Raw genomic sequence first — 12,113 nt, 5'->3', positions numbered from 1 at the left:
TCTTCAGCGTTGGGTTGCGCCATCTGGCAACGGGGCAAAGGCCGGCACGCGCTTGGCATTGTAGTCAGGGTGCCTAGGGTCTCCTGCCCTGGCAATCTCACCAAGTAGGCAGCGTTTCCGCTTCGAATGGGTCATCGCCTCCCGAGGAGCGTCGGGCGAGCTGCCGCGCGCCCCATGGCTAAAGTCATGTCGATGCAAAAGATACAAAAAATGACAATGTGAGTGTCGCGAATCCCCTGAATTGGGGGGAGGGGATGGGTACCCTTCACAGACAATTGTTGCAGCGCGGCGCACTCCAGGTGCCGCAGGAGTTTTCAGTGTGATCAATCGTCTGGCTACGCCCTTGCTTGCCTTGCCGCGTCCCATGAAGCGAATGCTGGCTCTGGGCGTCGACGCAGCGCTGTGCGTGCTATGCGTCTGGTTGGCGTTCAGTTTTCGCTTCGAGCAATGGATGGCACTGCGCGGCGTTCAGTGGTCGGCTGTCGCGGTAGCTGTTGCGCTCGCGCTCCCGCTCTTCGTGGTGTTTGGTCTCTATCGGGCCATCTTTCGATATGCCGGTACGGCTGCCGTCATGGCCATCGTGCGCGCATGCGCGTTGTTTGGTCTCGGCTACGTGTTGATCTTTTCGGTCGTCGGCGTGCGAGGGGTGCCACGCACGGTGGGCCTGCTGGTGCCCTTGCTCTTGTTTCTGGCCATCGCTGGCTCGCGCATGTTTGCGCGCTATTGGCTGGGCGGCCTCTACATGAGCGCGTTGCAGCGCAAGCAACTGCCTCAGGTCGTGATCTACGGCGCGGGAAGTGCCGGCTTGCAGTTAGCCGCGGCCTTGGCCCAAAGCCGGGACATGGTGGTCCGCGCTTTTGTCGATGACAGCCCGCACCTCCAGGGCAACACGATCAACGGTCTGCGCATCCGATCTTCGGAATGGCTCAAGGACAATGCTGCCGGTCGGGGCATTACGGATGTCCTGCTTGCGATGCCTTCGGCCAGCCACGGGCGTCGTGTCGAAATCCTGAACCAACTGTTGCCATTGCATCTGCACGTACGAATGCTTCCGGGGCTTCTCGATCTGGCCAATGGCAAGGTGCAGGTGAACGACCTGGTCGAGGTCGATATCGAGGACTTGCTGGGCCGGGATCCGGTTGAGCCGGTGGCGGACCTGTTGCACAGGCACATTCGCGGCAAATCAGTGCTGGTCACTGGTGCTGGTGGTTCCATCGGCAGTGAGCTGTGTCGGCAGATCGTTCAACTGTCTCCTTCCACGTTGCTGCTTGTGGAGCTGAGCGAGTACGCGCTCTATGCCGTTCATCAGGAGCTGGAGCAACTGGCGCCCAACGTGCGTGTTGTTCCACTGCTTGCATCGGTATGCGATGCGGCGCGGCTGCGCGAAGTGATGCGCGCCTGGCGTCCTGACACGGTGTACCACGCAGCGGCGTACAAGCATGTGCCCTTGGTTGAGCACAACCCGACAGAGGGTGTGAGAAACAACGCAGTGGGCACGCTCACGACGGCGCGGATCGCCATGGAGTGCAAGGTTCCCAACTTTGTCCTGATCAGTACTGACAAAGCCGTGCGACCGACGAACATCATGGGGGCCAGCAAGCGGGTCGCCGAAATGGCGTTGCAGGGACTGGCTCAGCAGAGTTCAGACACTTGCTTCTCGATGGTCCGTTTCGGCAACGTGTTGGGCTCAAGCGGTTCGGTGGTGCCCTTGTTTCGCAAACAGATCGAAGCGGGCGGCCCGATCACGCTCACGCATGCGGACATCACGCGTTATTTCATGACCATTCCCGAGGCTGCTCAACTGGTGATCCAGGCGGGCGCAATGGCTCAGGGAGGCGATGTGTTCGTGCTCGACATGGGTGAGCCGGTGAGGATCATGGACCTGGCCCGCCGGCTGGTGGAGCTTTCAGGGCGCACGGTCCGCGACGAGGACTCGCCGGATGGCGATATCGAGCTGCAGGTGACCGGGTTGCGGCCCGGAGAGAAGCTCTATGAAGAGCTCCTGATTGGTGACAGCGCGATGCCTACGGCGCATCCTCGTGTCATGAAGGCGCACGATCCCTGCCTGCCGTGGAATGAACTCTGGCGCCAGTTCGAGACGCTGAACGCAGCACTCGAAAGCAGCAATGTGCCCATGCTGAAGCGGACGCTGACGCAGATGCTGCCCGGCTATCGGCCTCATGCGGAGGTGGTGGATTGGGTGCATATGGAGCGTCACCGCGTGCGTGACAGGGCTCAGCCGCTCGCAGAGCCCGTCGGCGTTGCGCAGGTGGGCGAGGTCGATCAGCCATCCGCGCCAAGTCAGATTGCGGTGGCAATCTGATTCGATAGAGCCGCAGCGTTCTTTTCTCGCCCCGACCGGGGCACTACTGAAAGCCAAAGAGCCCCTCATCGGGGCTCTTTTGTTTTCTGCTGGCGACGCCTACTGCGCTCGCTTGAAGTCGAGGATGTTGTCTCCCGCCTTCGGTGCCTTGTCGTCGGGTGGTGAGAAGCTGAAGGCCTTCGGATCCCGTATGGAGGTCATCTCGAACAACGGGTTGATCCGCCCCAGCTTTGCGCCACCGTCGCGGATCAGCGGCGCCCAGGCAAAGTTCGCAGTGAACTTGCTCGAACGTGGTAGCAGTGCGTCGAACGGGATGGAGACATAGATGCCCTTGTCGAAGCTGCCTTCGCCGAACTGTGCCGCGGAAACGTTGGTCTTGGTGGCCCAGGCGCCGATCGTCACGCCATTGTCGAAGCGACGGCTGATGTCGAGCGTGACCCCGCGATCGCCTGCCAGGTACTGGCCTGCGCTGATCCTGGCCTGCACGCCGTTCCAGCCAGTGTCCCAATAGAGCGTGGCGTGGCCGGTGTTGACCTTGTAGTCGCGCAGACCCAGGTCTTGGGCGAAGTCTCGCTGGCGCACGTGGTTCACGTCGATGCCGAAGGCGAATTTGCTGCGCCACGGGCGATAGAGCCACTCGGCTCCCACGCCGGCGAACATCGACTCAAGGGCGCCGCCATAGACGCTGTAGTACTGGTCTTCATTAAGCCGGCCCACATGGGTGAGCTGAAACACCGGCATGGTCAACCGCTTGGTCGTTGCGTACTCCCGCTGGTAGGTTCGCACGCGCGGGAGGTTGCTGGGCGCTGTATAGGTGAACTTGTCGAAGTTGTCGAGCAGGCGCCAGTTCAGCGCGGCGTTCACCCAGGTGCTCGGTGTGAAGCGATATTCCGCGGTGGCAGAGACGCCGAGTTGATAGAGCAGGAACGCGTCGGGGCCGCCGAGGATCTGCGAGAAGCTTGGGGTCAGGCCGAAGGTGAATTTCTCGGTTCGCCGTTCCCAGGGGGCCATGGCCTGCGTGTCGCCGGGCGACGTGGCGACTGTTGCATCCTCCGGGGCGCGCAGTGGCAGCGATGGTGCGTAGAGCCCATCTTCGGTCCGTCCCCGCGGCGGGGCGTAGTCACGCTGGTCCGTGGCGCGCAATTCAGCCGGTGTCTGTGCCTGGTAGTGTGCCGTCACCCATTCGCTGCGTTCGACAACCTGCGTGTGCAGCGCCAGGCCGCGCTCGTTGTAGTGAAGGATGAAGCGCTTGATCGACGCTGGTGCATCGCGATGCATGACGGCAATGACCTGCTGCACGCGAGCCTCGCGGTACACGGTGTGGCTTTCGGTGATCCAGACGTGCGCGCTGTCGCCTTGCGGCGCGATGCGCTGCACGGTCCACTCGGTCCGCGCCTGGATCTCCGCCGCGGTAGCGGCCCAGCCGGGCGGATTGGCCGAAGCCTCTGGTGTGAAGCGGGGCGGCGGCGGATCTGCGGGCTTGCTGGCTCGCATGTTCGCCATGTTGGTGGACAGCGTCAGGCCCACCATCACTTTGTTGCCGCGTTCCAGCCCAGCGGTGAAAGCGACGCCGGGTGAGTAGCGATATTCCAATCCGATGTTGAACGGCGAGCGCTGAACCTGGTTGTTCTGCTGAGGCTCGTTCTTGTAGTTGTTGCCTTCGTACTCGAGCTTGACCGTCAGCGGCTCCCAGGGTGTGCGCCATTCGACGCCACCGAACAAGGAGGCTGGACCTCGGAAGAAGGCTTTGAAGTTCGCTTCACCGCCCGTTGCGGAGCTCACGGTGCGCGTTCTGAAGCGATTGCTCAGGGCCAGTAAAGGGTTGCGGATGTTCCCGCTGTTGCCCAGATACCCCCAACCGATGCCGAGGCTGAAGTCGAGATCGCCGTAGCGCTTATTCGCAACCAGGTATTCCGCCGAAAAGAGGCCGGTACCGCCAAGGTCGCGAAAGCCCAGCGCAACCTGAGGCACATAGGCAGACTCGCGCAGCAGCCGCAGCTTCACGTCGATGCTCTTGTCCTTGTTGCTCTGGCCGGTGGTGCTCGCGGCGTACGCGCGATTGCTGATGGAGGTATAGCGAAAGCCGGCTTCCATCCAATCCAGCGGTTGGAACATCACGTTCAACCGCGTATAGGGAGACACATGGCTGATTGATGTGCGGAAGTCGCCGGCCTCGCCCATGCGTGCCGTAGGGGTCTGGAGAAGACCGGTTTCGCCCCAATCGTTGCTGCTCGCGCGGGGTGCCTTGTACTGAGGCGCTGAAGCATCAGAGCGCACGGAGATGATGCTTTCCGGCGGTACCGGCGGCAGAGCAGGTGACGTGGTGGCGGAGGCCGTAACAGGTTTCGCTGGCGCAAGGGCTGCGGTGCTGGTGCGCAGCGTCGCTGTCTGAGGCGAGGGGCCCTGAGTTGCCAGGAACTTGATGATGCCTTCTGACGCATCGACCAGTTCGGTCGTGCCCCGAGGCGCTGCCCAGATCCATGCGCCGGGCGCTGGTTCATCGGAGGGGTGCCCGTTCCAGGGGGCAATGCCCACCCGTGATGTCCGGCCGTCAGGCTGCGCGACCCAAGCCCAATCGTGAGGCCTGTCGGGAGCGCAGGCGAGAACGTAGTCCCAGACGGTCCGACCGGCTTCGTGCGCCACATGGCACAACTCGCCATTGGGCTGGAGGACCGCGATGGTTTTCAGCTGAGGGGAGGGCGCAACAAGTTGCTGTCCGGCCGACAGCACGGGATCTTGGTCTGGGTGCGCCTGCAACCAGCGGGGATCCACGATGCCCAATGCGACTCGGCCAGTCACGGGCAGATTCTGCAACCACGTGATGAGCTTCAGGCGATCGAGTTGCTCTGAGCGTGGTGCGCGCCTGCTGGCGGCCTCAAGGCGCACGAGCAGGGTGTTCTTCAGAAACTGTTGAGCCAGGCGCTCCTGCGGCACGCGCCATGCCAGCCCCGGTGCCGCTGTGTCCTCTGGCTGACGCAGTAACCAGGTGCTCAGTCGCTCGCCAGGTCGCACTTCTGCGTCATTTGCCGGTTCGACCGTTGCGGTAGCTTGCGAAGGCTCTGCCAGTGCACCAAGACTCGCCATCAGCGCGCAGGCAAGGGCCGTTCGACGGGGCCAATGCTGGGGGCTGATGCCTCGCAGGAAGCCGGTGCTCATGTACCAGCGCGCGCCGGAGTATTGGCTGCTGGTGTGGGAGGTGTCCACTGTTCGAAGCTCATGCAGAGGTCGCGGGAAATACATTGCTCCGAATACACGACCTGAGGGGTGCCAGATGCAAAAGAAACGCCGAAGCGCGCGGGAGGAATCGAGGCGGTCGCAGGGCGGGACACGCTGCGTTCTTCGTACCAGCGCAAGGAGTTTGCGGGCACACCGGCCAGGGCGCTGTCTGTGGGAGCGGTGATGGGCATGCGCGCGATGTCGTCGCGAATGCCAAAGCGATATCCCGGCATCAGGTCGCGCTCTCGAACATAAGTCTGCGTAGGGCTGCTCGTATGAGCTTGCCAAGCCGGCGGGTTGGCGAGTCGAACATCGCGCCAGTCGAGGGACAGGCCGGTTGTGCCAACCAGTTGGCCATTCAGGAGCCGGACAACTTCACCCGAGCCGCTGTACCAAACTTCGACAGGCCCTTCGGTGCGCTGGTCGATGTAACCAAGCACCATGAAAAGGACGCGCCCATTGACGTTGGTCCGCAGATAACGAAAGCTGGGATTGAAATTGGGCTGGGCTACCTGCTCGCCGCCATAAAGCAGCCGAGCAGAATCCAGCATGGCTGAAGTTCCAGAGGAGCAACCGCCAACGCCCAAGAAAAACGTTGCCAAAAGGCAACGTTCTAAGAGTCGCGTGGCGGAAGCAACGCGCGGACTTTTCAGCGAGTGCCCCCCTTTCAGGAGGGCAACCAGCATTAACGCGTGCCGGTGGTGCCCGTGCCGGTGGTGCCGGTGCCCGGGACGAAGAAGCCGCCGCCGCCGTTGCCGTTGTTGCTGCTACCGAGAGCCAGCATCAGCACACCAGTACCTGCCACAGCGCCCCACTGAGCGGGCGTCAGGCCGCCCACACCGCCAGCGGTTGCATTCGGAGCGCCGGCAGGGCCAGGTGCTGCGGTGTTGTTATTGCTTGCCGGCGCAGGGGTAGCCTGCGTTTGGGCAAACGCCGACGAGATTGCCAGGGTGGCAAGGGCGACGGTAGCAACCAGTTTGTTCATCTTCACGGTAATCCTCTCAAAGGGTTTTTATGCTCTTGGGCCGAGGTTAGCAGCATCAGAAGTGTGTCGCAACTAATTCGGCCGGGGGGATGAGGCGTTTGCCACAGCGTCCTTGTAACCGCATATTGCCGCCATTCTCGCCGAGGAATGTGATGCGGGTATGTGTATCTCAATGCTACGTAACGTTCGGCTTGGCGCCACCGTAACGGTAGCCGCTTTGATGCCGTTCGTTCAGGACGACTTCCGCAGATGCTGCCGTGTTTCCTCAATGAAATCAACGATCTGATCGAAAGGGGGTGGGATTGGCTGCGTTGCCGACGGCCGGGCATCGTTCCTGCAGTGGTCGAAACGAAAGTTGACATTCAAGGTAGGCCGTGGGGCCAACAAGGGGATATGCGTGGTTCGATTGTCTGAGGTCGAGGGATTTGAAGGTGCGCGAGTTTGCGGGCGCGCAGCAGATGGCATGGGTGTCGTGCCAGCACTCGCCGGGCGATACGCCGCCTTGGGCAGTGCTTTCTTCGGTGCGTTGATCGTCGAGGGTGATCTGGCCTTGGCCGACCGCATGCGACGCCTCCTTTGCGGCTTGGCGCCCGGCCGCCGTGTCGTGGTCGCCTCCACGCACGCCGAAGCGATCCATCTGCTCGCAGCGCTGCCTTACGATTTGGTGTTGATCGACATGCACCTGTCCGAGGGCGGCGGTGTGTCGCTTCTGTCCCACCTGCGGCGCGCTCATCCGCACATCGATGCCATCGCGATGTCAAAGGACGACGACCGCCTGCTGGTCGAGGCCGCGATCTCATCGGGAGCGTCTGGCTACCTGCTCACCAGCGCCGATGACGCAGAACTGTCTTTCCTGCTGCGCTCCATCGAGCGCGGCGGGTCGCCGATCGATGCGCGCGTGGCGCGCCGCGTCCTCGGCTTGATTGCGGCGTCGGCGAAACCGGAGGGTGTCGAGTCCGCGCTGCGCGACGGCGACACGGTCTCGCCCCCGATGCCTGCTCCCGGGCTGCTGTCACCTCGGGAGCTCAATGTGCTGCGGCTGATCGCACAAGGCTGGAGCAACCGACAGATTGCCGAGGCGATCAGCCTTTCGATCAACACGGTCGAGTTCCACGCCAAGCGGATCTACCGCAAGCTCGCGGTCAAATCGCGAACCCAGGCTGTTCGGCAGGCGACCCAATACGGCCTGCTGAGTTGAGCGTCAAGGGACGCTGCGCGCTGTCGCGCACGTGCTGCGGCGACGCGCACGCGCGCCGCAAACGTTGAAAAACCCTTTTGCGCCCCGCTACAATCTCGGGTTGACCTTGCTGTGGCAAAGGTCAGCCCCTGCTCCAGCGAAGAAGACTTAGAGGATCCCCATGAGTGACATGACCTCCGGCTCGCCCCGGATCGACACAAGCAAGCGGACGTGGTTGATCGCATCCAGCTGTGCCGGCGTAGCGGGCGGCGTGGCCACCGCAATCCCTTTTGTGAGCACATTCCAGCCGTCCGAAAAGGCAAAAGCCGCCGGCGCCGCGGTCGAAGTGGACATCTCGGCCCTCAAGGTCGGCGAGAAAATCACCGTCGAATGGCGCGGCAAGCCGGTCTGGATCCTCAAGCGCAGCCCTGACCAGGTCGCTGAACTTGCCAAGCTCGATGGCCAGCTCGCCGATCCGCTCTCCAAGCGGCATCCCGACGAATTCACGCCCAAGTACGCACAGAACGGCCACCGTTCGATCAAGCCCGATGTGCTGGTCGTGGTCGGCATCTGCACCCACCTCGGCTGCTCGCCGGTCGACCGCCTGCAGGCCGGCCCGCAACCTTCGCTGCCCAACGATTGGGAAGGCGGTTTCCTCTGCCCTTGCCACGGTTCCACGTTCGACCTCGCCGGTCGTGTCTTCAAGAACAAGCCCGCTCCTGACAACCTCCCTGTGCCTCCGCACATGTACCTGTCTGACACGCGCCTGCTCATCGGCGACGACACCAAGAAGGCCTGAGGGAGACCACGAACATGGCTGAATTTCACGAAGTTTCCCCCAACGCCCCCGTAGGCGAGAAGCTGCTCAACTGGGTAGACAACCGCTTCCCGCTGACCAAGCTCTGGAACGACCAGTGGGGCAAGTACTACGCACCGAAGAATTTCAACTTCTGGTACATCTTCGGCTCGCTCGCGATGCTGGTCCTCGTGATCCAGATCGTGACCGGCATCTTCCTCGTGATGCACTACAAGCCCGACGCGAACCAAGCGTTCGCATCGGTCGAGTACATCATGCGCGACGTGCCTTGGGGCTGGCTGATCCGCTACATCCACTCGACGGGCGCCTCGGCGTTCTTCATCGTGGTGTACCTGCACATGTTCCGCGGCCTCATGTATGGCAGCTACCGCAAGCCGCGCGAGCTGATCTGGGTGTTTGGCTGCGCGATCTTTCTGTGCCTGATGGCCGAAGCCTTCATGGGCTACCTGCTGCCCTGGGGCCAGATGTCGTACTGGGGTGCCCAGGTCATCGTGAACCTGTTTGCTGCCATTCCGTTCATCGGTCCTGACCTGGCCCTGCTGATCCGCGGCGACTACGTGGTGAGCGACGCCACGCTGAACCGATTCTTCAGCTTCCACGTCATCGCCGTGCCGCTGGTGCTGCTCGGCCTGGTGGTGGCCCACCTGATCGCGCTGCACGAAGTGGGTTCGAACAACCCTGACGGCATCGAGATCAAGGCCAATCGCGGCCCTGACGGTCACCCGCTTGACGGTATTCCGTCGCACCCGTACTACACGGTGCACGACATCTTCGGCGTGGTGGTGTTCCTCACGATCTTCTCGGCGGTGATCTTCTTCGCGCCCGAAGCCGGTGGGTACTTCCTCGAGTACAACAACTTCATCCCGGCCGATTCGTTGAAGACGCCGAACCACATCGCGCCGGTCTGGTACTTCACCCCGTTCTATTCGATGCTGCGCGCCACGACCGACGACATGGTCAACGTGTTCGCACTGATCATCGCGGCGGCCGCCATCTGGAACTTCGTCAAGGGCAAGTCGGGCATGGGCCTCAAGATTGCCGCCATCGTCGTGGCTGCCGTCGTGATCTTCCTGCTCAAGACCTTCGACGCCAAGTTCTGGGGCGTGGTCATCATGGGCGGCTCGGTCATCATCCTGTTCTTCCTGCCGTGGCTCGACCACAGCGAAGTCAAGTCGATCCGCTACCGCCCGAGCTGGCACAAGTACGTCTATGGCGTGTTCGTGTTCTTCTTCCTGATCCTGGGCTACCTGGGCATCCAGGCGCCCGGCGTCTGGGGCAACCTGGTCATCGGCTCGTTCGCCCTGGACATCGCCCAGACCATCTCGCAGATTGGCACGCTCTTCTACTTCGGCTTCTTCCTGCTGATGCCATGGTGGAGCCGCAAGGGCGAATTCAAGACCGTGCCCGAGCGCGTGGTCTTCGCCGCCCATTGATGCGCGCACAGTGCAAGAGAGCTTGAGAGAAACACGATGAAGAAAAGAATTTCCGGCTGGCTCGCTGTCATGGGTCTGGCTCTGGGCCTGACCTTCTCCGCGGCCGCATCCGCCGAATCCGGCGGTCTGGCGTGGGACAAGGCGCCCAACAAGACCACCGATGTGGCGGCACTGCAAAACGGTGCCAAGCTGTTCGTCAACTACTGCCTCAACTGCCACTCGGCTGCCTTCATGCGCTACAACCGCCTGCAGGACATCGGCATCAGCGAGCAGCAGATCAAGGACAACCTTCTGTTCACGACGGACAAGGTCGGTGAAACCATGAAGGCCAACATCGACGCGCGCCAGGCCAAGGAATGGTTCGGCACCACGCCGCCCGACCTGACGCTGGTTGCACGTTCGCGCGCCGGCCACGGTGGCACGGGTCCCGACTACCTGTACACCTTCCTGCGCAGCTTCTACCGCGACGACACCAAGGCCACCGGCTGGAACAACCTGCTGTTCCCGAGCGTCGCGATGCCGAACCCGCTGTGGGAACTGCAGGGCGAGCGCCTGCCGGTGCACGCCAAGGTCGAGCAGCATGGCCATGCCACCGACGTGTTCACGGGCAAGTGGGAACAAACGACCCCCGGCACCCTGACCCCGGTGCAGTTCGACAGCGCAGTGGGCGACCTCGTCGGCTACCTGCAGTGGATGGCCGAACCCGCGCAGAACACCCGCGTGCGCATCGGCGTCTGGGTGCTGCTGTTCCTGGCCATGTCGGTGATTTTCGTATGGCGACTGAACGCCTCGTACTGGAAAGACGTCAAGTAATTCCGTTCACGCCGATCGGGTGCTTCGTGCGCCCGGTCCCACAGAGTGGGTTGCTCAGGCGACCCACTCTTTTTGATTTTTAGGAGTCTCTCGCCATGATGGTCTTGTATTCAGGAACGACCTGCCCCTTCTCCCACCGTTGCCGCTTCGTGTTGTTCGAAAAGGGCATGGATTTCGAGATCCGCGACGTCGATCTCTACAACAAGCCCGAAGACATCAGCGTGATGAACCCGTACGGCCAGGTGCCGATCCTGGTCGAGCGCGACCTGATCCTGTACGAGTCGAACATCATCAACGAGTACATCGACGAGCGCTTCCCGCATCCGCAGCTGATGCCCGGCGACCCGGTCGACCGTGCTCGCGTGCGCCTGTTCCTGCTCAACTTCGAGAAGGAACTGTTCGTGCATGTGGCCACGCTCGAGAACCGCACCACCAAGGGCAACGACAAGGCCATCGAAAAGGCCCGCTCGCACATCCGCGACCGCCTCACGCAGCTCGCCCCCGTGTTCCTCAAGAACAAGTACATGCTGGGCGACAACTTCTCGATGCTCGACGTGGCCATCGCGCCGCTGCTGTGGCGCCTCGATTACTACGGCATCGACCTCAGCAAGAACGCGGCACCGCTGCTGAAGTACGCCGAGCGCATCTTCTCGCGCCCGGCCTACATCGAAGCGCTGACCCCGTCTGAAAAGGTCATGCGAAAGTAAGTAAGCTGCGTGCTTGCTTCCCTCGTTATTCGCCGTCCTTCATGATCAACGCGCTCGAGTCCTCTTCCACCCGCCCGTACCTCATTCGGGCGCTGTACGAGTGGTGCACCGACAACGGGTTCACGCCCTACGTCGCGGTGCTGGTTGACGACACCGTCCAGGTGCCGCGCGAGTACGTGAAGAACGGCGAGATCGTGCTGAACATCAGCTTCGATGCGACCAGCTCGTTGAAACTGGGCAACGACTTCATCGAGTTCAGGGCCCGTTTCGCTGGCACGGCGCGCGAGATCAGCGTGCCGGTCGGCCGCGTGATCGCGATCTACGCCCGTGAGAACGGCCAGGGCATGGCGTTTCCGGCACCGGTGCCGGCTGCCACGTTGGACGATGGCGGCACTGATGCGGCCACGACGGCTTTGTCGCCAGCCAGTGCGTCGCGCATGCCGCTGCGCGATGCCTCGCGCGGTACCGAAGGCGACGCCAGCAAGGTGTTCCATCTGGTGACGGGCGAGGACGATGACGAAGCGGTCGACACTGGCCCGGAGCCGGTTGACCCGACCGACGAGCCGCCTCGACCGCCGGCCGGTGGCGGCTCCCGGCCGTCGCTCAAACGCGTCAAGTGACGATGCGGTCGGCCCCCAAGCC

Annotated in this window: 9 protein-coding genes; 7 read left to right on the top strand and 2 right to left on the bottom strand. The window is 62.5% G+C overall.

Annotated features, from left to right (window positions below; translation table 11 throughout):
* Nucleotides 1–319 precede the first annotated feature (319 nt).
* Nucleotides 320–2,323 carry a polysaccharide biosynthesis protein gene (locus tag ASD34_RS03280; RefSeq protein WP_082548486.1) on the top strand — a complete coding sequence of 668 codons (2,004 nt, stop codon included), beginning with the start codon at nt 320–322 and terminating at the stop codon, nt 2,321–2,323.
* 99 nt (nt 2,324–2,422) lie between these two features.
* Here ASD34_RS03280 and ASD34_RS03275 read toward each other — a convergent pair whose 3' ends face one another.
* Together ASD34_RS03275 and ASD34_RS26955 are read right to left on the bottom strand one after the other, a co-directional pair.
* Nucleotides 2,423–5,479, bottom strand: coding sequence for a YjbH domain-containing protein (locus ASD34_RS03275; protein WP_082548499.1), 3,057 nt, complete (start codon nt 5,477–5,479; stop codon nt 2,423–2,425).
* A complete protein-coding gene (locus tag ASD34_RS26955; RefSeq protein WP_162248686.1) occupies nt 5,476–6,090 on the bottom strand; it encodes a YjbF family lipoprotein in 615 nt (204 codons plus the stop codon). The genes ASD34_RS03275 and ASD34_RS26955 overlap by 4 nt, the downstream gene beginning before the upstream one ends.
* 897 nt (nt 6,091–6,987) lie before the next feature.
* On the opposite strand from ASD34_RS26955, the gene ASD34_RS03265 reads away from it, so the two are divergent.
* The 6 genes from ASD34_RS03265 (at nt 6,988) to ASD34_RS03240 (ending at nt 12,091) form a co-directional block, all read left to right on the top strand.
* Nucleotides 6,988–7,722 (top strand): response regulator transcription factor, encoded by a 735-nt coding sequence (locus ASD34_RS03265; protein WP_056572668.1) that lies wholly within the window; start codon nt 6,988–6,990, stop codon nt 7,720–7,722.
* 160 nt (nt 7,723–7,882) lie between these two features.
* Nucleotides 7,883–8,500: a ubiquinol-cytochrome c reductase iron-sulfur subunit gene (petA, locus tag ASD34_RS03260; RefSeq protein WP_056572666.1), complete on the top strand. Its 618-nt coding sequence runs from the start codon at nt 7,883–7,885 to the stop codon at nt 8,498–8,500.
* Nucleotides 8,501–8,514: 14 nt separating this feature from the next.
* Nucleotides 8,515–9,951, top strand: a complete 1,437-nt coding sequence (locus tag ASD34_RS03255) for a cytochrome b (RefSeq protein ID WP_056572664.1) — start codon at nt 8,515–8,517, stop codon at nt 9,949–9,951.
* A 36-nt stretch (nt 9,952–9,987) separates the two neighbouring features.
* Nucleotides 9,988–10,764: a cytochrome c1 gene (locus ASD34_RS03250; RefSeq protein WP_056572662.1), complete on the top strand. Its 777-nt coding sequence runs from the start codon at nt 9,988–9,990 to the stop codon at nt 10,762–10,764.
* Nucleotides 10,765–10,859: 95 nt separating this feature from the next.
* On the top strand, nt 10,860–11,471 hold the full coding sequence (locus ASD34_RS03245; protein WP_056572661.1) for a glutathione S-transferase N-terminal domain-containing protein: 612 nt from the start codon (nt 10,860–10,862) through the stop codon (nt 11,469–11,471).
* Nucleotides 11,472–11,512: 41 nt separating this feature from the next.
* On the top strand, nt 11,513–12,091 hold the full coding sequence (locus ASD34_RS03240; protein WP_056572659.1) for a ClpXP protease specificity-enhancing factor: 579 nt from the start codon (nt 11,513–11,515) through the stop codon (nt 12,089–12,091).
* Nucleotides 12,092–12,113 lie beyond the last annotated feature (22 nt).

Origin of the sequence: Variovorax sp. Root473 (assembly GCF_001426505.1) — a bacterium.
GTDB lineage: Bacteria > Pseudomonadota > Gammaproteobacteria > Burkholderiales > Burkholderiaceae_C > Variovorax.
Note: the sequence above shows the minus strand (reverse complement) of the source record. Positions and strands in the feature narration are given on the sequence as shown.

Coding starts and splice junctions, on each gene's coding strand:
- ASD34_RS26955 (WP_162248686.1), bottom strand. CDS start 6,090: ATGCTGGATTCTGCTCGGCTGCTTTATGGCGGCGAGCAGGTAGCCCAG.
- ASD34_RS03265 (WP_056572668.1), top strand. CDS start 6,988: ATGGGTGTCGTGCCAGCACTCGCCGGGCGATACGCCGCCTTGGGCAGT.
- ASD34_RS03245 (WP_056572661.1), top strand. CDS start 10,860: ATGATGGTCTTGTATTCAGGAACGACCTGCCCCTTCTCCCACCGTTGC.
- ASD34_RS03255 (WP_056572664.1), top strand. CDS start 8,515: ATGGCTGAATTTCACGAAGTTTCCCCCAACGCCCCCGTAGGCGAGAAG.
- ASD34_RS03250 (WP_056572662.1), top strand. CDS start 9,988: ATGAAGAAAAGAATTTCCGGCTGGCTCGCTGTCATGGGTCTGGCTCTG.
- ASD34_RS03240 (WP_056572659.1), top strand. CDS start 11,513: ATGATCAACGCGCTCGAGTCCTCTTCCACCCGCCCGTACCTCATTCGG.
- ASD34_RS03275 (WP_082548499.1), bottom strand. CDS start 5,479: ATGAGCACCGGCTTCCTGCGAGGCATCAGCCCCCAGCATTGGCCCCGT.
- petA (WP_056572666.1), top strand. CDS start 7,883: ATGAGTGACATGACCTCCGGCTCGCCCCGGATCGACACAAGCAAGCGG.